At 68.1% G+C, this 21,281-nt stretch carries 23 protein-coding genes; 9 read left to right on the top strand and 14 right to left on the bottom strand.

Going from position 1 to position 21,281, the window contains the following annotated elements:
• Window positions 1-4: 4 nt before the first annotated feature.
• The 5 genes from AC068D_RS28800 to AC068D_RS28780 form a co-directional block, all read right to left on the bottom strand.
• On the bottom strand, window positions 5-832 hold the full coding sequence (locus tag AC068D_RS28800) for an MlaE family ABC transporter permease (RefSeq protein ID WP_478826014.1): 828 nt from the start codon (window positions 830-832) through the stop codon (window positions 5-7).
• Window positions 833-834: 2 nt separating this feature from the next.
• Window positions 835-1,605: an MlaE family ABC transporter permease gene (locus AC068D_RS28795; RefSeq protein WP_478826013.1), complete on the bottom strand. Its 771-nt coding sequence runs from the start codon at window positions 1,603-1,605 to the stop codon at window positions 835-837.
• The gene (locus AC068D_RS28790) at window positions 1,602-2,561 is read right to left on the bottom strand and encodes an ABC transporter ATP-binding protein (RefSeq protein ID WP_478826012.1); all 960 of its coding nucleotides are present in this window, start codon (window positions 2,559-2,561) and stop codon (window positions 1,602-1,604) included. Before AC068D_RS28790 ends, AC068D_RS28795 begins: the two co-directional genes overlap by 4 nt.
• 190 nt (window positions 2,562-2,751) lie before the next feature.
• Window positions 2,752-3,711 (bottom strand): RNA polymerase sigma factor, encoded by a 960-nt coding sequence (locus AC068D_RS28785; RefSeq protein ID WP_478826011.1) that lies wholly within the window; start codon window positions 3,709-3,711, stop codon window positions 2,752-2,754.
• Window positions 3,712-4,096: 385 nt separating this feature from the next.
• Entirely contained in the window at window positions 4,097-5,422 is a 1,326-nt protein-coding gene (locus AC068D_RS28780; protein WP_478826010.1) for a PP2C family protein-serine/threonine phosphatase, read from the bottom strand.
• Between the two features lie 405 nt (window positions 5,423-5,827).
• Here AC068D_RS28780 and AC068D_RS28775 point away from each other — a divergent pair, with 405 nt between their 5' ends.
• Window positions 5,828-6,556, top strand: coding sequence for a hypothetical protein (locus AC068D_RS28775; protein WP_478826009.1), 729 nt, complete (start codon window positions 5,828-5,830; stop codon window positions 6,554-6,556).
• Window positions 6,557-6,982: 426 nt separating this feature from the next.
• Here AC068D_RS28775 and AC068D_RS28770 read toward each other — a convergent pair whose 3' ends face one another.
• Window positions 6,983-8,248 carry a protein-glutamine gamma-glutamyltransferase gene (locus AC068D_RS28770; RefSeq protein ID WP_478826008.1) on the bottom strand — a complete coding sequence of 422 codons (1,266 nt, stop codon included), beginning with the start codon at window positions 8,246-8,248 and terminating at the stop codon, window positions 6,983-6,985.
• A gap of 1,221 nt (window positions 8,249-9,469) precedes the next feature.
• Between AC068D_RS28770 and AC068D_RS28765 the strand changes: the two genes are divergently transcribed.
• On the top strand, window positions 9,470-9,688 hold the full coding sequence (locus AC068D_RS28765) for a hypothetical protein (protein WP_478826007.1): 219 nt from the start codon (window positions 9,470-9,472) through the stop codon (window positions 9,686-9,688).
• 256 nt (window positions 9,689-9,944) lie between these two features.
• Here the strand turns inward: AC068D_RS28765 and AC068D_RS28760 are convergent, their stop codons facing one another.
• Entirely contained in the window at window positions 9,945-10,274 is a 330-nt protein-coding gene (locus AC068D_RS28760; RefSeq protein WP_478826006.1) for a hypothetical protein, read from the bottom strand.
• Between the two features lie 96 nt (window positions 10,275-10,370).
• Complete coding sequence (locus tag AC068D_RS28755) at window positions 10,371-10,784, bottom strand: RidA family protein (protein WP_478826005.1); 414 nt, start codon at window positions 10,782-10,784, stop codon at window positions 10,371-10,373.
• 143 nt (window positions 10,785-10,927) lie between these two features.
• Between AC068D_RS28755 and AC068D_RS28750 the strand changes: the two genes are divergently transcribed.
• Window positions 10,928-11,314, top strand: a complete 387-nt coding sequence (locus AC068D_RS28750) for a winged helix-turn-helix transcriptional regulator (RefSeq protein ID WP_478826004.1) — start codon at window positions 10,928-10,930, stop codon at window positions 11,312-11,314.
• A gap of 214 nt (window positions 11,315-11,528) precedes the next feature.
• Here the strand turns inward: AC068D_RS28750 and AC068D_RS28745 are convergent, their stop codons facing one another.
• Window positions 11,529-12,443, bottom strand: coding sequence for an enoyl-CoA hydratase/isomerase family protein (locus AC068D_RS28745; protein ID WP_478826003.1), 915 nt, complete (start codon window positions 12,441-12,443; stop codon window positions 11,529-11,531).
• Between the two features lie 40 nt (window positions 12,444-12,483).
• Between AC068D_RS28745 and AC068D_RS28740 the strand changes: the two genes are divergently transcribed.
• Together AC068D_RS28740 and AC068D_RS28735 are read left to right on the top strand one after the other, a co-directional pair.
• Complete coding sequence (locus AC068D_RS28740) at window positions 12,484-12,849, top strand: MerR family transcriptional regulator (protein WP_478826002.1); 366 nt, start codon at window positions 12,484-12,486, stop codon at window positions 12,847-12,849.
• Window positions 12,850-13,029: 180 nt separating this feature from the next.
• On the top strand, window positions 13,030-13,287 hold the full coding sequence (locus tag AC068D_RS28735; RefSeq protein WP_478826001.1) for a hypothetical protein: 258 nt from the start codon (window positions 13,030-13,032) through the stop codon (window positions 13,285-13,287).
• Between the two features lie 192 nt (window positions 13,288-13,479).
• Here the strand turns inward: AC068D_RS28735 and AC068D_RS28730 are convergent, their stop codons facing one another.
• The 5 genes from AC068D_RS28730 to AC068D_RS28710 all read right to left on the bottom strand — a co-directional run bounded on the left by AC068D_RS28730 (window position 13,480) and on the right by AC068D_RS28710 (window position 16,328).
• Complete coding sequence (locus tag AC068D_RS28730; protein ID WP_478826000.1) at window positions 13,480-13,614, bottom strand: hypothetical protein; 135 nt, start codon at window positions 13,612-13,614, stop codon at window positions 13,480-13,482.
• 459 nt (window positions 13,615-14,073) lie between these two features.
• Window positions 14,074-14,679, bottom strand: coding sequence for an Rv1733c family protein (locus AC068D_RS28725; RefSeq protein ID WP_478825999.1), 606 nt, complete (start codon window positions 14,677-14,679; stop codon window positions 14,074-14,076).
• A gap of 74 nt (window positions 14,680-14,753) precedes the next feature.
• Window positions 14,754-15,560 carry a rod shape-determining protein gene (locus AC068D_RS28720; RefSeq protein ID WP_478825998.1) on the bottom strand — a complete coding sequence of 269 codons (807 nt, stop codon included), beginning with the start codon at window positions 15,558-15,560 and terminating at the stop codon, window positions 14,754-14,756.
• Window positions 15,557-15,928 (bottom strand): TraR/DksA family transcriptional regulator, encoded by a 372-nt coding sequence (locus tag AC068D_RS28715; RefSeq protein WP_478825997.1) that lies wholly within the window; start codon window positions 15,926-15,928, stop codon window positions 15,557-15,559. The genes AC068D_RS28720 and AC068D_RS28715 overlap by 4 nt, the downstream gene beginning before the upstream one ends.
• Window positions 15,929-16,001: 73 nt before the next feature.
• Window positions 16,002-16,328: a TraR/DksA C4-type zinc finger protein gene (locus tag AC068D_RS28710; RefSeq protein WP_478825996.1), complete on the bottom strand. Its 327-nt coding sequence runs from the start codon at window positions 16,326-16,328 to the stop codon at window positions 16,002-16,004.
• A 387-nt stretch (window positions 16,329-16,715) separates the two neighbouring features.
• Between AC068D_RS28710 and AC068D_RS28705 the strand changes: the two genes are divergently transcribed.
• The 4 genes from AC068D_RS28705 to secD all read left to right on the top strand — a co-directional run bounded on the left by AC068D_RS28705 (window position 16,716) and on the right by secD (window position 21,165).
• Window positions 16,716-17,669, top strand: a complete 954-nt coding sequence (locus AC068D_RS28705) for a HAMP domain-containing sensor histidine kinase (RefSeq protein WP_478825995.1) — start codon at window positions 16,716-16,718, stop codon at window positions 17,667-17,669.
• A 2-nt stretch (window positions 17,670-17,671) separates the two neighbouring features.
• Window positions 17,672-18,331, top strand: coding sequence for a response regulator (locus tag AC068D_RS28700; RefSeq protein WP_478826129.1), 660 nt, complete (start codon window positions 17,672-17,674; stop codon window positions 18,329-18,331).
• 93 nt (window positions 18,332-18,424) lie between these two features.
• The gene (locus AC068D_RS28695; RefSeq protein ID WP_478825994.1) at window positions 18,425-18,814 is read left to right on the top strand and encodes a hypothetical protein; all 390 of its coding nucleotides are present in this window, start codon (window positions 18,425-18,427) and stop codon (window positions 18,812-18,814) included.
• A gap of 62 nt (window positions 18,815-18,876) precedes the next feature.
• Window positions 18,877-21,165, top strand: coding sequence for a protein translocase subunit SecD (gene secD, locus AC068D_RS28690; protein WP_478825993.1), 2,289 nt, complete (start codon window positions 18,877-18,879; stop codon window positions 21,163-21,165).
• Window positions 21,166-21,281: the final 116 nt, after the last annotated feature.

Below are 21,281 nucleotides of genomic sequence, written 5' to 3'. Positions count from 1 at the left end.
GGCCCTACCCCGCAATCCGTACGGTCGTGTTGGCGCCCCAGATCGCCAGGCTGAGGAAGAAGTCCAGGACGTTGATGGCGACGATGGAGGTACGTACCGCCCGCCCGACCGCGACCCCCACGCCGGCCGGTCCGCCGCTCGCGTAGTAGCCGTAGTAGCAGTGGACCAGGATGATCACGACGGCGAAGACGATCACCTTCCCGAAGGACCACAGCACGTCGACCGGCGGCAGATACTGCTGGAAGTAGTGGTCGTACGTGCCCGCGGACTGCCCGTAGTAGCCGGTGGTGATGGTCCGGGCGGCGAAGTACGAGGACAGCAGCCCGACCACGTACAGCGGCACCACGGCGACGAAACCGGCGATCATCCGGGTGGTCACCAGGAACGGCAGCGAGGGGACGCCCATCACCTCCAGCGCATCGGTCTCCTCGCTGATCCGCATCGCGCCGAGCTGGGCGGTGAATCCGGCCCCGACCGTCGCGGACAGTGCCAGCCCGGCCACCAGCGGCGCGATCTCACGGGTGTTGAAGTACGCGGACAGGAACGCCACGAAGTTGGAGGTGCCCAGCTGGTTGAGGGCCGCATAGCCCTGGAGGCCGACCTCTGTGCCTGTGAAGAACGACAGGAAGGCGATCACACCCACGGTCCCGCCGACGACGGCCAGCGCGCCGCGGCCGAAGCTCACCTCGGCCAGCAGCCGCAGGATTTCCTTCTTGTAGCGGCGCAGAGTGCGCCCGGTCCAGGCCAGCGAGCGTCCGTAGAAGGACAGTTGGGTCCCCAGCTCCTCGAGGGAACGGAGCGGGCGCCCCACGATACGGTTCAACAGAGCCACGGTCAGCCCCTCTGCGGAACGACTTGGAAGTACACGGCGGTCATCACGAAGTTCGTCACGAACAACAACATGAAGGTGATCACCACCGACTGGTTGACCGCGTCGCCCACGCCCTTCGGACCGCCCTTGGCGGTCAGCCCCTTGTAGGAGGCCACGACGGCCGCGATGGCCCCGAACACCAGGGCCTTCAGCTCGGCGGCCCAGAGATCGGACAGCTGGGCGAGGGTGGTGAACGAGGCCAGATAGGCGCCGGGAGTGCCGTTCTGCAGGACGACGTTGAAGAAGTAGCCGCCTGCCACTCCCACCACCGACACCAGTCCGTTGAGCAGCACCGCCACCACCATCGAGGCCAGGACCCTCGGGACGACCAGCCGGTGGATCGGATCGATGCCCAGCACCTGCATCGCGTCGATCTCCTCACGGATCTTGCGCGCTCCGAGGTCCGCGCAGATCGCCGTGCCGCCGGCGCCGGCGATCAGCAGCGCGGTGACGATCGGCGAGGCCTCCCTCAGGACCGCGAGCACCGAAGCCGCGCCCGAGAACGACTGTGCGCCCAGCTGTCGGGTCAGGCTGCCGATCTGGAGGGCGATGACCGCCCCGAACGGGATGGAGACAAGCGCGGTGGGCAGGATCGTCACACTCGCGATGAACCAGGCCTGCTGGATGAATTCCCGGAGCTGGAAAGGGCGCCTGGGCACCGTCCGCACGACGTCCAGGGCCATCGCGAACAGGCTGCCCGAATGCCGCAGCGCTCCGACCGGATCGATGCTCATGCGTCCGCCGCCCTTCCGCGGACCGCGGCCCGCACCTGCCGCAGCGACTCCCGTTCGGCGATCGTCTCCCAGCGCGGCGGACGGTCGATCCCCGCACTGGGCAGCAGCCGCGGGGTCAGTTCGGGCAGGCCGGGTGACGCCGGATCCGTATTCGCTCCGAGCTGCGCCAGCTCCTGTTCGACCTGGGCGGCGTCCTTTTCCTCCGCCATGCCGATCGGCCCCTGCACACGGCCGTTCAGGAACTGCCGTACGACCGGTTCGTCGCTGGTCAGCAGCTGCTCCCGGGGACCGAACATCACCAGCTCCCGGCGGAACAGCAGCCCGATGTTGTCCGGCACCTGCCGCGCCGATGCAATGTCGTGGGTGACGATCAGGAAGGTGGCGTCGATCTGCGCGTTGAGATCGACGATCAGCTGGTTGAGGTAGGCCACCCGGACCGGGTCGAGCCCGGAGTCCGGCTCGTCGAAGAGAATGATCTCCGGGTCGAGCACCAGCGCCCGTGCCAGCCCGGCCCGTTTGCGCATACCGCCGGATATCTCGCCGGGCAGCTTCTCCTCCGCCCCGATGAGCCCCACCATGTCCATCTTCTCGAGGACGATCCGCCGGACCTCGCTCTCCGGCTTACGGGTGTGCTCGCGCAACGGGAAGGCGATGTTGTCGTACAGGTTCATCGACCCGAACAGCGCGCCGTCCTGGAAGAGGACGCCGAACAGCTTCCGTATCTCGTACAGGTCGTGCTCGCGCAGGCCGGTGATGTCCGTGCCCGCGATCCGGATGGAGCCGCGGTCCGGCTTCAGCAGCCCGACCAGGGTCTTGAGGAACACCGACTTGCCCGTGCCCGAGGGGCCGAGCATCACCGAGATCGCCCCGGCGGGCAGCGTCAGCGAAACGTCCTGCCAGATGACCTGGTGTCCGAAGGACTTGGTCAGTCCTTCCACGCAGATCTCGACACCCATCCGGTTCACCCTTCAGCCGTGGAGCTCCGACATCTGCTCTACGGGGAGGGCGGGCCCGTCCGTCGCTGTTGGGTGGGATTTTTTTTCGCCGCCCCGAAATCGGCACGCGACGAGCGCGCAGCAAGGGCGTGGTCCGGGCGGTGCCGGTGCAGGGATTGCCGGCGCACCGGGCTCAGCGGCTGCGCAGCAGCTATGGTGCGGGCGCGCGCAGCCCGGAGGTGCGCGGTTCGGGCACCTCCGGTGTGTCACCCGGTTCCGGTGTGACGGCCAGGTCCGGCACGGGTACCTCCGGCACCGCCGTCACCTCGGGGACGTCCGGGACGGCGGGCGCGGTCAAGGGCACGGAGGGCAGCCGAGGCAGCGGGGGTACGAGGGTACCGGCGTCCCCGGACCGCCCTGGCCGGGTGGCGGCCGGCTGCCCGGCACCCCCACCGTCGGCAGGGGCGGACGCGGTGGGGTCCGCACCGGGCATGGTCTCCGAGGCCTGCGAGACCGAGGGGGAGGGGGGCCGCGAGGAGGGGCCTTCCGCGTCATGGGCGTAGGGCAGGATCAGCCCGGCCACCGCCAGGGTCGCCGCGGTCGAGGCCAGGGCCACCGCCTGGGCGTTCCCGCCCTGACGGCCGCGCCCGATCACCCAGAGCGCCACGCCCAGCGTGGCGGCCAGCGAATTGCGCAGTGTCCGGCGGGCCCGCGCCAGGAGGGACTCGACCGTCCGGTAGCTCAGGCCCATCCTCACCGCGACCTGGCTGACGTCGAGGTCCTCCGACTTCAGCCGCAGTGCCTCGGCCTGGCGGGCGGGGAGCTCCTCGGTCCGCACGGCCAGCCACTTCGCCTCGGCACGGTCGCAGACTGCCTCCTCCACCGGCACCGGGACCGGCGCGAGCAGAATGGGACTGCTGCGTACCTCGGTCTCACGGTGGACCTGCCGGTAGCGGTCCACACACAACCGCATGGTCACCGTGGTCAGCCAGGCGCCCAGCCGCTCGTCGTCCAGGTGGGGGTTCTCGGCGGCGCGGAGCATCGCCTCGTGCACGGCGTCCTCGGCGTCCTCCAGGCTCATCGACCTTCGGCGCGCCACCTTCAGCAGCTGCTCACGGTGGCTCCATGCGCGCTGCCACCGCTCGCGGGCCGCGTCAGCGTCCGTCGTCATGAGGGCCCCTTTGCTCTCACCGGCCGGGCAGGTGCGTGGCCCGGCACGGGGGAGATTACCGTTGGGTATCCGGGATTGTAGAGGGGCGGACGCTCATCGATTCCTTTCCGTTGCCCGGCTGTCCGTCCCTGGTCAGAGCCCCGCGCGGTTGCCGGTTGTCTGCTTTGTACGACAACGGTCTTTCGGTCCTCCCCCCTCTCCATCGCGCCGCACCAGCGACCGCCTCCGACGCTCCGGGAGTCGGAAACACATCCGCGACGGCCGCGATGAGGCCGCATGGCGGGTCGTCTTCGTGTCACACGTCGCCCAGAGCGGCGGCGAGCACCTGAGCACCGATGTCGTCGCCGGGGAGGACGTCCCTTCCTCCTCGACCGCATTGGCAGAGCTACGTCGGCAGGGGTGTGCGCACGGCCAGTACGGCCATGTCGTCGTGGCCGTCGCTGGGGTGGTGATCGACAAGAGTCTGGCAAAGGTCGTCCAGGGACAGGTCGCCGTGACTGGCCGCGGTCCGGGCGAGGGCGTCGAGGCTGCTGTCGATCGGGTGCCGGGGGTGCTCGATGAGTCCGTCGGTGAAGAAGACCACGGTGGAGCCGGCGGAGAGCGGGTGGGTGTGGTCGGGGCGGGGTTGGTCGGCGTCCACTCCGAGAGGGATCCCGGGATCGGCAAACAGGTACCTCGGCCGCCGGCCGGGGGCGATGAGCAGGGGCGGAAGATGGCCCGCGGCGCTCCAGTGCAGGGTCCAGGCAGACCCTTCGGGCTCGATGCGGGCCAGACAGGCGGTGGTGACGGGGTTGTCGGTGATGGCTTGAAGAGTGTGATCGAGCTGTGTGAGGACTGCGCTGGGCGGCGTGCCGCGATCGTAGAGCAGGGCGCGCAGCATGTTGCGGGTCTGGGCCATGGCCGCCGCAGCTTTCAGGTCGTGGCCTCCCACGTCGCCGATGACGGCGGCGCACGCCCCGTCCGGGAGCAGAAAGGCGTCGTACCAGTCACCGCCGACCCGGGCCGGGGCGGTCGCCGGCCGGTAGACGGCGGCGCCCTCGTACGGTCGCAGGTCGGACAGCGTCGGCAGCAGCAAACGCTGGAACTGCTCACTGCGCGCCCGGACATGCCCGAACAGGCGCGCATTCTCGATGGCCACTCCGGCGGCGCCGGCCAGTGCAACGACGACGTCCTCGTCGTACTCGTCGAAGGGCTCCCCGTCACGCCGGTCGGCCAGGTAGAGGTCGCCGTAGACCTCGCCCCGGACGCTGATCGCCACGCCGAGCAGGGTGCGCATCGGCGGGTGACCGGGCGGGAACCCTGCGGAATGTGCATGCGAGGAAATCTCTTCGACCCGGAGCGGTTCGGGGCGGTGAATCAGAGCCCCGAGCAGACCCCGGCCGCGCGGAAACTCGACGCCGCCCAGGTCGGCCCGCTCCTGCTCGCTCAGCCCCACGGGGATGAAGTGCGCCAGGCCCTTGCCCTGCTCATCGAGGACGCCCAGCGCACCATAGCGAGCCTGGACCAGGTCCATGGCAGCCCTGACGATCCGGTCCAGCACCACTGGCAGCTCCAACTCCCGGCTGACTGCCATGACCGCATCCAGCAGCGCCTGCAACCGGTCCCTGGTCCGGGCCAGCCCCCGGAGCTGCGCGGAGATCTGGTCGAGCTGGTCGTCAAGGAACTGATGCAGGTCAACGATGTTCGGATGTTGCGGTTGGTCACGTTCCATGGGCTCTCCCGACGCCGCCGCACAATCCGTCCTACCCGGCGGGCGTGCATTACTCAACCTCACCCGGGCGGAGCCCCGGCTCACCGACCCGCGGATGCGGCCTCTTGGACTGTGCGGCTTCCCGCGAGTTGCCACGTACGCGGGAATTGCCGGACCGCAGTACCTCACCACCCCGGGAAGCTGCGGAAGCTGCGGCGATGAGGTCCAGGGGATGACCGTCCTCAACCGGTGGAGTACAGGGCATCGGCAGGCGGAGTCACCGACCGCCCCGAGCAAATCCGATGGCGCCGACAGCCTTCGGACGACAAGACTGCACTGGTGGACCCCCTGCCGCCGTTGCCCGGCCCGCCACCTCTGCCAGTACCGGACCCGCGCGCCCGCGATGTCGCTCTCGACTATGCGGGCATGCACGCCCTGGTTGCCGACCTGGTTCTGCCCGAAGGCGCGTCGATGTACGTCATGAGCGCGATGGAAACCTCCCGCGAGCTCATCCGGCATTCCTACTTCCGGTACGAGTTCGCCACCGTTGCCGTCACGCATTCCCTGTTCGCCCTGGAGCACGTCCTTGCCGAGCGTCTGGCCGTCGACGAACCACTCCAGGAACTGATCGAGCGGGCCACCGGCGCAGGGCTCATCACGGCCGAACTCGCCGCCGAACTCGACCGCAGCCGACTGCTGCGCGACAAGCTCACCCAGGGCGCCGTGACAAGTGCCGTCCTCGGCCCCGCCAGGGCCATCGACATGGTGCGTGCCGTCTTCGATGCGATTTCCCTGCTCCTTCGCCCACCAGCTGCGGCAGATGCGGCATCCACGGACATGAGCGGAGCACAGCCTGACGACCGACTGGCCCGGCTGTGGGAGGAACACCGGCGTGCACTGTTCCCCGCAAGCTTCCGCGGGGTGGACATCGAGGGCGTGGAGCTGATCCTCCTGGACGCCGACGTCGCCGGCCTCCTCCAGCAAGAGCTGAACGGCGGACTCGACAACCATGGCATTGCCATCCTCTGGTCGTGCATCGCCGACCTCGACAGGATCGTGCCTCTGATCAACGAGGAGTACTGCGCCTCCTATTTCACAAGACTTCGATCGACGGCCGGACTCGCAGCAGCGCGCTACATCCCCACCGCGACCTGACCACCGGGGTTGTCAACGGACTCATAATCCGTCGGCCGTGGGTTCGAGTCCCACCCGCCCCACCACATAGTGGTGACGCAGAAACGTTCCGACCAGTGGAAACGCTGGTCGGGGCGGCTTCAAGAGGATCTTGGCGGCCCGTCCCGATCATGTTTTCATGATCGACAGGACAAATTCGGTGCCGACGGCGTCGTGGACTCGGGCACCGAGACGGCTGCGGTGACCGGCTGGCAGCCAGCCTTGCTCATCTTTGGGAGGGCCGGGCGGCGATGCGGCCCGGCCCTCCGCCTGCCCGGCGCACGCAGAGGGCGAGTGCCTGGACCGGTCGATCAGGTTACTCTCTTGCGCTGCAACCCCTCCTGGATCCGCCGCGTGAGGCAGGGGAGGGTAACGGCAGTCTGGCCGTGCGCCTGTGACGGTCCGGTGTTACGGCCAGCCCTGTGTCACCTTGGAGGGGGCAGTGTTCCAGCTCTTGGGTATGAACGTGACGACATAGGACCCGCGGTCGAAGTCTGCGTATCCGGCAGACCAGTTCTGGAACTTGCTCTCGTACACCTGCATGGGGCCCATGCCGCCGTTGGGCGAGTGATAGTGGTTGGCGTGGGTCCACACAGTCTGGCTGTGATCAGCTTCCTTCTGGTCCCCGAACCACCCGTAGTCGAAGTTGACGTAGCTTTCTCCGGGGTTGCTGGGGCTACGCGAGGTGTTCCTGTCCTTCGACATGTCGACCAGGCCTGTGCCCGGGTTGGGGCGGAAAGCGGCCGGGTCGCCGTACTTCCTCTTGTCGGAGGAGCTCCGCGGGTCCTGTCCGCTCCAGAAGTGCTTGGAGTAGATGACCGCCTTCATCTTGGACGGGTCGTAGTTGCCCCCATCCCTGTCCTTGAAGGAAGGTGTGTCCCTGAGAGCCGAGTAGAAGTTCGAGCGGGCGTCCTCGTTGCGCAGAGCGTCGTTGTTCCTTGTGAGTTCCGCCTTGAGGTTGTTGACGTAGGTCCCCTCGTCATGGGCGTTCTCCAGGGCATTGTTCATGATGGACGCCACATCACGAGCCCGTTTGAAGCCCTTGCCCTCGTCGAAGCTCTCCTTGGCGATGCGCCCTTCGAACTCAGCCCGCGTCTCGCCTGCCCTGGGGGTCGTGTTCTGCAGAGCGTTCTTGTACTTGTCCTCGTCGAAGGAGGCGAACGCCAGTTTGTTCGTCGGGTAGGGGCCTGAGTTGACCCAAGTGACCCCCACACAACCGTAGGACAGTTGCTCTCGCTGCGCTTCGGTCATCTGCCGTGCCTGGCCATCGCGATGGCTGTAGACCTGCTGCCACTTGCGTATGTAGTTGCTGATGCCTGTAGTCGCCCTGCCCCCGTACACCCGATACGCCTCCGGCATGCTCCCAAGCGGCTCGGCGGGAGGCGTCACCCTGCCGCTTGCCGCCGTGGAGGGCCTGAGAGATTCGATCGCGCTCGGCAGCGACGACCCCGAGGGCTTGCCGGGCTGACCCAGACTCAGAGCCCTCTCGTTCAGAGCGTTGATACGCCTGATGTCATCTGCCGTCAGGCCGTGCTCTTCGGCGTAGGACTCCCGGGACTCCCTCTTCTCCCCGTCGACCCTATTGGCCGCCTGGCTGACCGACGGCATAAGACCAGCCGTGCACATCACTACGCCCACAGCGGGTAGGACGAAAAACCTCAAGCGTCTGTGCATGAAAATCAATAACTCCTTTGCGGCGAAACGTCATGAAGGGATGGCATGCGAGAGGAACGGCACCGTGGAGGGGAACGCGAAACTGCCGCCCCGGGGCCTGGCTGCGCCCCTGCGTGGCTACACCGGAACGGTGAGTGTCGCCGGACAGGCGGCCACGTCGTCTCAACCGGCGGAAGGCACACCACGATTCAGGCTGGGTCCACCCCGGCCCGATCAGGCAGGACCGCCGACCACGTCGCGAGTGGCGGAGATCAGGAGGATGACGCAGTCAGGCGCACCTGACCAGGGGATAGCTGTGTGCACGGTGTTCGTAGCGCGGAGGAAGCCGAGATGACCTGCGTTGGGGCCAAGGCGCAGGCCTGCCCTGCGGCTTCCTTATGCACGACGATGGTCCGACAGTCCGGGGAGGTCCCCTGGACAGTGGCCGTCGGCAACACAGGTATCAGAAGGCGGCTCGCAGACTGCCCAGTCCGTCCTGTGGAGGGGTTGGTGCATCACATCTCGGCTCTCGCATGGATAGTCGGGTTGTACGAGAAAGGATCATGTCTTGGTGCCAACTCCCCGACAACACCGGAGGTTCAAAACCGGCCACACGGTCTCATAGAGCAGTATTCGGTCACCGCTCCGAGTCCGCCCAGCTCGGGATGCGGAGCGGCAGCCTTTCCCTTGTACCTGGCATATGGGCCGTGACGATGGTGGTACCAGTGACGTCGGGAATGCGGCGGAGTGTTCGATGACGGTGCTGCAGAACGGTACGAAGAGTTCCGTTGAGCGGTGGTGACCAGATGCGGAGGCCGCAGTGGGTCGGAAGCATACGAACCACGCCCGCCCCCAAGGACCATAAGATTTCCGCCATGCGCCACTCTGGGTCCTGGCCCGCTTCGCTCCGTCCACAGCCCCGTCACTCTCTGTGAAACGGCTGATAAAACCCCCTCCAGCGATCCACGGGAGATGCGCCGACACTGCGGCCACGACCAGGCCCTTGGTCTCCTCTGGCTGAGTGCGCTGCGTCTCCATCCATGAGGAGCGCGTCGTCGGCCTCGGCCTGCCTCTTGAATCGGGCCAGCGCGACGCCTGTTTCCTCGTCCCCGGTGATCCGGGTGGACTCAGGGTCTTGGGCCGCCGCCTCCTCGGCAGCGTCCGCGGCCTTGTCGGTGTGCTCCGCGGAGCTGTTGGCCGCGTCGCGTGCCACGGCAGCCGCGGACGCGGCACGGTTCGCCAATGTCTGCGCGGTGCGGTGCCGACGCGGAGGTGGTGGGGGCCGACGCAGCCGTGGGAGTCGCAGCGGTGGCAAAGGACGGGGTCTTCGGCGCCGGACCAGCCCAGGCGGGGTATCACTCCGTGGGCGAGCTGGAAGGCGAACAGGTGGGCCGGGACGGTTCCCCGGCGGGACGGGCCTGGCAGGCTCGCGGCGCGGAAGGAGCCGTGGCCCGTCGATGACACCGCCGCAAGTCATGGCCAGCACAGATCCTCGGGGCGGGTGTTCGCTTGGCCCCGAACCTGGCGACGATGAGCGGGTCGCTCAGCCACGAGCGCCAGAGCTGGGCGGGGACTTTGACGGGCTGGGGCTCGCCGAGGAGGGCGAGTTGTTCGGTCTCAGGCGCGGCGGCCTGGACGAAATGGGGCATGCCGGGCAGCGGCGGAGTTTCCTGCCTCAGCTTCGTGGCCATCAGCCCCTCCGCTCAGGTGGATGCTGTTACCGCGGCCTGGTCAGCGTAGGCGGTGAGTGTGACGACCGCTTGGCGTCTTCGGGGTTGAGGTCGTGGGTGCGGGCGGCCAGGTAGTCGGTCCAGTCGCGGCTGACCAGGTTGGTCCACCGGTTGGCGGAGGTGATGGGGAGCCCAAGGAGTTCGCCGAGAACGGGCGCGGGCAGGTCGCCGGCGAGCTCGCACAGCGCTCCGCCGCGGGCCGACCGGATGAAGACGCCGACGCGGTCGTTGAGGAGCGTGGTGAGGCGGTCGGCGTCGACGTGGGCGCCGGGCTGGGCGCTGGGGAACAGCCATGTGGAATGCGGGGCGTGAGTCACGCGCCCCTGCCACCCCATGACGGGGTGTCTGGACGGAGGCGTCCACCCCAGCAGCCAGCTGGGCACTACCTCCAAGCCCAGCCCTTCAGGACCGGGTCAAGGTGACTCGAGGACCGCGGTCGCTTCGATCTCGACCAGGTGCTCGGGCACGTCCAGAGCCGCAACACCCAACAGCGTGGCCGGCGGTGCGGCGGTGGTCCCGAGCTTGGCGGCGGCCCGGGTGAGGCCTTCCATGAGCAGGGGCATCTTCTCGGGGGTCCAGTCGACGACATGCACGTTCAGCTTTGCCACGTCGTCGAAGGAGGCGCCGACCCCGGCCAGGGCGGTGGCGATGTTGAGGTAGCACTGTTCGACCTGAGCGGCGAGGTCACCTTCGCCGACGGTGGCTCCTTCGGCGTCCCAGGCGACCTGCCCGGCGATGAAGACCAGCCTCGAACCGGTCGCGACCGACACCTGCCGGTAGGCGTCGATCTTGGGCAATCCGCTGGGGTTCACCAGGGTGATGGCCATGTTGTCCGTCTCCTCGACTCATGAGAGCCCACGGGATCGCTTCCATCGGTGAATGAAGCCGTGGTCTCTTCTGGTTACTCGGAAACCGTAGGAGACTGGGCGCTGACGTGGAAGAACGCACTTTTCAGTGACTGGGGTACCTCATGGTGACCAAGCAGTTCAGCGGCTCGGACAAGGACGCCGACCTCACGCGCGCGGACTCGTTGGGGCGGGAGATCTTCTCGGACGTCGCCAACAAGTGGGCGCTGCTGATCATCGAAGCCCTGGGTGAACGAACGCTGCGTTTCAGCGAGGTCCGCGACGGCATAGAGGGCATCAGCCACAAGATGCTCACCCAGAACCTGCGCATGCTGGAGCGCAACGGCCTGGTCGAGAGGAATGTGTACCCCACGGTGCCGCCGCGGGTCGAGTACACGCTGACCGAACCGGGCCGGGCGCTGCGCGTGACGATTGCCGGACTGTGTGACTGGACCCATCAGTTCCTCGGTCAGATCGAAGCCTCCCGCCGTCACTTCGACACCTGCCGGTGAAAGACCTGTGCGCAATGCCGCCCGCCTACCGTGTCGGACCAGTGTCGGCATGCAGTGGACCGGCACGGTCGTGTACCCGCAGTGCAGCGCCTCCCGCCCGGCACACAGGCGGCGACCGCCCGGCCGCCTCCTCGCACGGGCGGCCGGGCCGGGTGGCCGGGTCTGCGGAACCGGGGTGTCCGTGATGGAAGCGCGCCCGGTGGCCGCGCAGGGCTCAGGCAATGCGGTCCAGTGACGCCTCCAAGTCCAGTTCGCCCTCGCGGCTCTGAGCGCCGGCCGCCACAGCAGCTCGCATGCGCTCGACCACGGAATCGGGTGCAGGGTAGACCCCGCCCAGGGCCTTGCTCTCCTCGCCGAGCCCCTCCAGCAGGCTGGCACTGGTGGCTGCGGCCCCGACCGCCGCCTTCGCCGCGGTGATCTGTTCGGGGCGCAGCGCCGCGATGCGCCGGGCGAGGGCGTCGACGAATCCGTCGAGTTCCTCGGTTGGGAGGGCGCGGTTGATCCAGCCGTAGCGCTCGGCTGTCCCGGCGTCGAAGAGGTTCCCGCCGAGGATCACCTCAAGGGCCCTGGCGCGGCCCACCAGCGGGGGCAGCAACTGGGTGGCGCCGCCTCCGGGAATGATGCCCATCCGGGTCTCGGGCTGGGCGAGCCAGGTCCGTCCCGCGGCGGCGAAGCGCATGTCGAGTGCTATGGCCAGCTCGTTGCCGCCGCCCCGAAGACGCCCGGCGAGCTTGGCGATCGTCACCTGTGGCAGCGCGCGCATGCGCAGCATCAGCTTCTGCATCGGGTTGATCAGAGACTCGTCGCCGCCGGTCCCGGCGTCCGGGTTGGCCAGTTCCGCGAAGGTCTCCGGCTCGAGCATGAAGCCCAGGTCGACGTGGGCGACGAAGAAGTCCGGGTCGGCGCTCTGCACCACGATCACGCGCACCCGCTCGTCCTCGCGGACGGCTCCGACGAAGTCGTGCAGTTCGTTGATGAGCGTCGTGCCGAGCATGTTGACCGGCGGATTGTCGAGCGTCACCTGAGCGACGCCCGCGTCGATCGCCACCCGCAGTCCCTTGTAACCGTCGTACGGCATCTCGTCCTTCTCTCCATGGAATCTCTGGCCACAGGCCGTTGCATCGGTCACGCTAAAAGCTGACGTTGACGTCACAGGCAAGGGGAATGTGATGCGCATCGGTGAACTCGCCGCGAGAACAGGCGTGAGCGTGCGAGCACTGCGCTACTACGAGGAACAGCACCTGCTCGCCTCCGAACGCAGCTCCAGCGGGCAGCGGCACTACGCGGACAGTGCGGTCGACCGCGTCCGGCTGATCCAGCAGCTGTACGCGGCAGGACTACCCAGCAGATCGATCGTGGAACTGCTGCCGTGTGTCGTGACCGGCGAGGTGACGCCGGAGCTGCTGATGCGGCTCTCGGCGGAGCGGGAGCGCATCAACACCCAGATCGGCACCCTGGTGGACACCCGGGACAGGCTGGACACGGTCATCGCCGCGGCCACCACCACTTTCCGGACGGGCCGTCCCTGCCCCTGACGAGTGTGTCGGGCACGGGGTGGCGACCGGGGGCGGCCCAGTACACCGGCTGCGTCACCTCGCCGCATAGCCGGCAGAAGCAACCCCTCCTGGGTGTGCGGCGGTCTTACTGGCCGTCGTGCTCAGAGGACCAGCCTCTGTCGACTCGTACGGGTGAACCGACTGGGAAGGACGCACTCCATGGTGTTGGACCCCAACTTCTGCCTGGATGTTCCGAAGGGTTTCGACGACTCCGACGCTGAGACCGGGGTGCATCCCATGGCCAGGAAGCTGTTCCCCGCCACAACTGCCGCGGAAGCCTTCAAGAAAGCCCACGAGTGGGTGCGGGAGCAATCAATCCGCCTGGTGGACGTGTCGTGGGATTTCTTCCACGACGAGGACCAGCCCTGCTGTCTGAGCATCTATTTCACGTTCGAGTTGGATCCCGAAGACACCTGACCACGACTGTGCGGTTCCGTCTGGATCAGCCGGCAGGGTCGGTCCGGGTGTGCCGTTTCCTGACGCGCGGTCGGAGCGGATGAGCCGTTGCCACCGTTCTGATGGGCGAGCCCGACGCTGAAGAGGACGTGCCCTCGGGCTGCGGCCGGCTCTGATGGAAGCGGACACCCGGCGGGCGGGGCCCGGCAAGGATCACTGTCGGCCGCCGCTCCGGCCATCGAGATATTCGATCAGTTTCACCTCACTGCGCAGCAGTCGATCGCGCTCGTCCGCCGGGAGGGACGCCAGCGGGTCGGTGAGGACGCGCGTTCGAGGGATGTGAACCATCGCACCGGAGTAGATCCGGCACCCGGAACACCATGCCAGGCCGACGCACCGCTCGAACAACGAGGAATCAGGCGGATGGAACCGGAACTGATAGGAGCAGACTGCCGATTCGCAAGCGGCACAGATCTGGCGATCACCATCCCTGACCGTGTCCCAGGTCGCGAGCTTGACCCAGCGCTCCCGCCTGGCCGGTGCTCTTCAAGTCGTCATGCGCAGCATTCTGCCCCATGCCTGCCCCTGAACATCACCCAAGCCGAGCAAGCCCACAACAACGAGGACCGGCCAGTTGAGGCCGGAATCCGGAGCCACCTCGGGCCGGGACAATCGCTCCGTGTCAGCAACGAAGCGGGGCCAGCCCAGAAAGGTGGGGCCACTTCACGGCTCCTGCCCCCGGTCTGGTTACAGCACCGTTTGGCGGTGACGACTCTCCGCCGGCGCTGGCGTTCAAAGTCACGGTGGTCAACGGGCTGCCGTATTGGCCCATGCCTCGTCCCATGTGGCCATGCGAAGTCGGTCGAGCGCGCGGGCGGCGACTGCGTAGATCATCGCGCCTGTGACCGTTACGGCAGCGCCGGCTGTGGCAGCCCAACCCAGGGCGCGGTTACGGATCTCATAGGGCGACTGCGGCGGATCGGTGAGGTTGCCGTTGCGGTCAGCCCATACCTGGACGGTGCTTCCGGCTCGCTGGCTCGGTGGGACGTCGGCTTGCGCGGTCCGCGTTGTTCCGTCCGGGGCGTGGTAGCGGACTGTTACTGGGTACCGGCTGTGCAGGGCCTCTTCCGATCCAGGTTCTGGGTGGCGGGGGGCGTTCTGCAGCAGCACCGCGGTGGTGTGATGTCCGGACCGGGCTTGCTCGTCGGCGGCCGCGTGCAGGGAGTGGTGTACGGCGTGGCCCGTGTGCAGCATGGCCCACGGTGCTGTCGTCACCACGGCCGCGGTCAGGATCAGGCCGATCCAGGCTTGCAGCAGGTCCGATGGCCGGCGCAGGCGGTTCCTCCGCCATCGCCAGAGTCGAAGAGGGCGGACAGCGGGGGGAGGCTGGGGCTGAGGGATCAGGCCGGTCATGCCGCCTCGCTTTCGTTTCGGGAACGATGACCGTGGCGTGGGCACAAGGCCCAGGCTTTGCGTGGACGCGGTGCTCACATGTCACCGTCGGGGGCGATGACTGCGGGGTGGTGGTGGGCCGATTCCAGGACGGTGGCGGCACCGCGCAGGGCGACGGTGTGAGGCGAGGGTGCCGGCTGAACCGGGACGCGTAGCTGTCCAGCGAGTCGGTAGGTGATCTCCGGGCGCAGTGCTCCTCCGCCGACCAGGAGAACCCCGCGTTGCAGGGCGTCAAGGCTCTGTGTGGTGCGGTCCTTCTTCAGCATGTCGGTCACCATGGCGACCACGGTGTCGATGAGTTCGTGGCAGGTGGTGGTGGCGTCGAGATCTGCCGTGCCTACAGCCGTGCGGTGGGCGTCGGTCACCGCACCGTCGGTCAGCAGGGAGACTTCGGTGAGGTGGGCGCCGATGTCGGCGATGAGCAAGGGCTCGTTCAGGTCGGTGTGAGCGCCGAGGGCGGCGGCCTTTGCTGTGGGAATGGTCAGGACGGTACGGGGCCGCAGCACTTGCAGTGCGGCGCGAGCGGTCTTGGTGTAGGTGATGTTGCCGAGGACGGGCGTGGTGAGGACGATCAGGGGGCGGAGGGAGCGGGGGACTCGGTGGCTGAGCAGCCGGTCGAGCATGCGCGCGAGGCCCTCGGGGTCGATGATGGTGCCGCGCTGAATGGGGTAGACGGCGCCGGCACCGGGGAACGTCACCGTGGGGACGTCGACGATGACACCGCGGCCCGGTATCCAGGCACGGGTGCGGGAGCTGCCGAGTTCGATGGCAAGTCCCGGATGGAGTCGGCAGCCTGGCCACCTCGGTTCACGTCGGCCGGGCCGGAGGCGGAGGAGTGTCATCGCCTTGCCTCCCTGACCTGCTGGCAGCGTCCGCAGTGGCGGGCCTGCGGCACGATCTGCAGACGCTGCAGGTCGATGGGCTGCGCGCACAGCGCGCATATTCCGTACCGGCCGTTGTCCATGCGTACCAGGGCCGCTTCCACATCGGCCAGAACCATCCGGGCGGCGGCGGCCAGTTTCACCGTGACCTCGATCTGGGAGGCGGCCCGCTGGTCACGTGCCCGCTCTGCCCGGTCCGGCGATCGCTGACCGAGCCGACGAAGCTGCTCCAGGCGGAACTGGCGCTGCTCCACCAGGCTCTGACGCAGTGCCGCCAGGTGCTCGGCGGGAAGGCCGGCCCTGTGGGCACCAACGGTTGTGTTGCTCACGACATCACTCTCCACAGCGCGCAGAAACACATGGGACCTGGCTGATGCCGGGCCGCCAGCGGGTTGGTCCGCCTCAGGCGGTGCGGCTTTGGCAGGCGACGCAGGCCCGCGCGTAGGGCAGGATCTCCAGCCGTTCGACCGGGATGGGCTTGGCGCAGTCCTGGCAGGATCCGTACTCGCCGTTCTCCAGGCGGCTGAAGGCGGCGTCGATCTCCTTGAGTACGCGCTGAAGGGAGACTTTCTGCGTGGCCCAGAGGTCTTCGGCCGCCTGGTGGCCTGCTCCGTCGATCGCCCTGAGCTGGGTGAGCCGGGAGTTGCGCTCATGCTCGAGGCGCTGTCGTACCTCGGGGGTGTTCAGGCGCCCGGGGCGGGGCTCGGTGCGGGCGGTATCGAGCGGCATGAGTGCATCCTTCCTACGGGAGGCGTCAGGGTTCGAGGCCGCGGCCGGCCACCGGACGGGAGAGCCGGCGGCCCGGCCGGGTGATGTCCACCCTGGTCGTTGCCGTAGGGCAGGGCCATCGGTCCCAGCACCCATTTCCAGAAGGCTGAGGGATGCAGAAACCCCGGGAGTGCCCGGGGCTGGTGGCACGCAGATGGGTACAGCGGCCCATCGACGGCAGTGGTCCTCCGGGGCAGGCTGGTTGCCGGCCGCAATGGCGAGCACGCACGGCTGGTCGCCGCCGGTGACGGACGACGGACGACGCACGACGGACGGGGCAGGCTCACCTGCGAGGTGGCCGATAGTGGTAGATACCAGTAATAGCGTTCTGAGGAGGTACTGCGCGCCGTGTCCTTGTTCTGGCGGATCTTCGGGCTCAATGCTGTCGTGCTGGGTGTGGCCACGGCACTGTTGCTGTGGGCGCCGGTGACCGTCTCGGTGCCGGTGCTGCTCACCGAAGCCGTCATTCTGGTGGGTGGTCTGGCCGTCATGCTCGTTGCCAATGCCGTTCTGTTGCGTGTGGGGCTCTCCCCTCTGGAGCGGCTCACGCGGCTGATGGCCACCGTGGATCTGCTGCGCCCGGGGCAGCGGTTGCCGGTGGACGGGCACGGCGGGGTGGCCGAGCTGATCCGTGCGTTCAACGACATGCTGGACAGGCTGGAGGCGGAGCGTGCCCTGAGCAGTGCGCGTGCTCTGTCCGCCCAGGAGTCCGAGCGACGCCGCATCGCTCGGGAACTTCACGACGAGGTGGGCCAGAGCATGACCGCGGTCCTGCTGGCACTGAAACGAGCGGCGGACCAGGCACCGGAGGCGTGGCGGGGCGAACTGCACCAGGCGCAGGAGACCACGCGTGAAAGCCTGGACGAGGTCCGCCGGCTGGCGCGCAGGCTGCGCCCAGGCGTTTTGGAGGATCTTGGTCTGGTCAGCGCACTGACCTCACTGGCCACCGAGTTCACCACCCATACCGGGCTGCGTGTCACACGTCGCTTCGACACCGATATGCCGCCGCTGGATCAGCAGACGGAACTGGTGCTGTACCGCATCGCGCAGGAAGGGCTGACCAACGCTGCGCGGCATGCCGAGGCCGACCACATCGAGCTGGCCCTGCGCCACACATCCGACGCTGTGGTTCTGTCCATCAGCGACGACGGCTGCGGGATCGGGGTCACCCGGGAAGGCGCCGGGATCCGCGGCATGCGCGAACGTGCCCTGCTCGTCGGCGGAAAGCTGGACATCGACAGCGACCGACGAAGCGGTACACGCGTATCGCTGTCCGTACCCACCGAGGGGAAGGACGCATGAACATGCCCGAAGCAGCCGTCACGCGCATTCTGCTCGCCGACGACCACGCACTGGTCCGCCGCGGCGTCCGGCTCATTCTGGACGGTGAACCAGATCTCGAAGTCGTCGCCGAGGCCGGCGACGGAGCCGAAGCGATCGCCATGGCCCGCACCCACACAATCGACCTGGCGGTCCTGGACGTTGCCATGCCCCGTATGACGGGACTCCAGGCCGCGCGAGAGCTGGCCACCATCCAGCCCGGGCTGCGCATCCTCATGCTCAGCATGTACGACAACGAGCAGTACTTCTTCCAGGCCCTCAAAGCCGGAGCCTGCGGCTACGTCCTCAAATCCGTCGCTGACCGGGACCTGGTGGCCGCATGCCGTGCCGCGATGCGCGGTGAACCGTTCCTCTACCCCGGCGCGGTCACCGCACTCATCCGCAACTATCTCGACCGCGCCCGGCACGGCGAAGAAGTCCCCGACCGCCTCCTCACGCCCCGCGAAGAGGAGATCCTCAAGCTCGTCGCCGAGGGAAACTCCTCCAAGGAGATCGCCGAAACACTCGTCATCAGCATCAAGACCGTCCAGCGCCACCGCGCGAACCTGCTGCAGAAACTCGGCCTGCGTGACCGTCTGGAACTGACCCGCTACGCCATCAGGGCCGGCCTGATCGAACCTTGACCCGCTCACCGTGACGCCTGGCGACGGCGGCGTGCCGCATCCCGTGACTGGTGGTGGCCGGTGCCGGGGATGGGAACAAGAACAGGAGGCCGCGTGCAGCAGCGCCCATCGGTCGCAGACCGTCCGCCTCGCAGCAGCGCGCTGCTGACAGTCCTGGTCATCGTCCTCCTGGCAGTTCTGGGCATCTCCGCTCCGGCCGCCCCCGTCATCACGCACGGCCACGTGGCCCGGGCCGATGCGTCCTGGGACAGCGCGGACGCTGCCGTCCCCTGCGCCCCGATCTGCGGCACGCCGCACGTGTATCGCGACACCCCGGCGGAGCGGCCGACTGTCCCCGAAGGCGCGAGCGCGCCGCCCCCGTCAGGAGTGGCACTGCCCGGCCTTGTGCCCGGGGCGGCCCTGCGGACCGCGCACCCTGACGCAGGAATCCAGAACGCGACTCGTGGCAAGGGCCGCGCCCCACCGCTTCCTCCAGGCACCTGACACCCACCTCTCCTTTCCCCCGCGCCGCCATCGCGGCCGCGGTATGCCTGCTGGAGGCTCCCTTGACGCGCACCACGCGTGTGCGGGCGATCTTCGCCCTTGCTGTTCTTGCCCTGTCGCTGTACATCGCCGTAGCCGTGCCCGTCCGCCTAGGTCTCGACTTGCGTGGCGGCACACAGATCGTGCTGGAAACCCGTGATTCGCCCACCGCCAAGGCCGACGCCGAAGCGACCGACCGCACCCTGGAGGTACTGCGCCGTCGCGTCGACGCGCTCGGCGTCACGGAACCGACCCTCGCCCGCTCGGGAGATACCCGGATCGTCGTCGAGCTGCCCGGTGTCCAAGATCCCCGGCAAGCCGCCGACATCCTGGGCCGTACCGCGCAGCTCACCGTGCATTCCGTGCTCGGCCAAGCGGAAGCCGCGGATTCTTCGCGCAAGGCGCTGCCCAAGCGCCCGAAAGAGCGCATCGTCCCCGACGAATCCGGTCAGTCGCTGCGCCTGGGCCCCTCATCTCTCACTGGTGCGGACATCGACGGCGCCGAGGCCCGGATCGACCAACAGAACGCTCTTGGCTGGTTCGTCAGCGTCGACTTCAAAGGAACAGACACCGACAGGTGGGCCCATTTGACCGGCAAGGCCGCCTGCGCCCCCGTCGGCGATCCCGCCCGACGGGTTGCGATCGTCCTGGACGACAAGGTCATCTCCTCCCCTCAGGTCGATCCCACCGTTGCCTGCCGCACCGGCATCACCGGCGGCTCCACCCAGATCACCGGCAGCTTCAGCGCCGAAGAGGCCCGGGACCTGGCCCTGCTCATCAACGGAGGTGCTCTGCCCGTACCTGTCGACACTGTCGAGCAGCGCACGGTCGGTCCCACCCTGGGCGCGCAGGCCATCGCATCCAGCGCCCAGGCCGCCGTGATCGGCACCGTGCTCACATCGCTCTTCATCATTGTCGTCTACCGGCTCATGGGCGGCCTGGCCACCCTGGCCCTGACCTGCTACGGGCTCATCTCCTACGCCGCACTCGCCGCCCTCGGCGCCACCCTCACCCTCCCCGGGCTGGCCGGATTCGTCCTCGCCATCGGCATGGCCGTCGACGCCAACGTGCTGGTCTTCGAACGCGCCCGCGAGGAGTACACCGCCCGCCGCCACAAGAGCCTGCGCTCCGCCCTGACAGCCGGGTTCCGCAACGCCTTCAGCGCCATCGCCGACTCCAACATCACCACCCTCATCGCCGCCGGGCTGCTGTTCTTCCTCGCCTCCGGGCCTGTCCGCGGCTTCGGCGTCACCCTGGGCATCGGCGTCCTCGCCTCCATGTTCAGCGCGCTGGTCATCACTCGCGTCCTCGCCGACTACGCCGCCGCCCGCCCCGCCGTGCGACGACGCCCCCACCTCACCGGCGTCGCAGGCACCGGGGCGGTCCGTGACTGGCTCACCCGCCGTAATCCCGACCTGATGCGCCACCGGCGGCGGTGGCTGGCCGCCTCCGCCGCCACCCTTGTCCTCGCCGTCGCGGGCATCGTGATCCGGGGGCTCGGCTTCGGTGTGGAATTCACCGGCGGCCGGCTGATCGAGTACTCCACCACCACACCCGTGAATACCGACCGAGCCCGCGACGCCCTGGCCGATGCCGGCTTCCCCCGCGCAGTCGTCCAAACCGCCGGCGACGGGAACCTGACCGTTCGCACCGACCAGCTGTCCAACGCCGAGGAAGCGAAGATCGGCGAGACGGTCAGCGACCTCGGAGGCAAGGCCGAGAAGATCCGCGACGAGCTGATCGGCCCCACGCTCGGCGAAGAGCTGCGCCGAGGAGCAATGGTCGCCCTCGCGGTCGCCCTGGGCGCCCAACTGCTCTACCTCGCCGCCCGCTTCCGCTGGACCCTCAGCACATCGGCAGTCGCCGCAATGACGCACGATGCGCTCATCCTCATCGGTGTGTTCGCCTGGCTCGGCAAACCCATCGACGGAGTCTTCCTGGCTGCCCTGCTCACCGTCATCGGCTACTCCGTCAACGACTCCGTCGTCGTCTTCGACCGCATCAGGGAACTCGGCAGGCGCGCCGAGAGCCGCAAGACAACCTTCGGGCGCATCACCAACACCGCGATCGTGCAGACCATGCCGCGCACCATCAACACCGGTATGGGCGCCGTGTTCATCCTGTCCGCCCTTACCCTGCTGGGCGGAGAGTCCCTGACCGACTTCGCCCTTGCCCTGCTCATCGGCATCGTCGTCGGCACCTACTCCTCGATGTTCACCGCAGCGCCCCTAGCCATCGAACTCCACGCCCGAAGCACCCGTCCACCCCGCACCGCACCCCGGACCACTCCACGCCGCGCGGAAGCCGGCTAGAGGGCAGCAAGCCCCGCCCGACGCCACAGCAGATCCCGGCCCTGCGGCGGCGTCGGGCCCGTAAAGCCAACTGTGTTTCTGGGGTGGTTGGGGAGCGGCGGGCGGGAGCGACTGTC

The organism is Streptomyces sp. NPDC043861, assembly GCF_056435905.1.
Note: the sequence above shows the minus strand (reverse complement) of the source record. Positions and strands in the feature narration are given on the sequence as shown.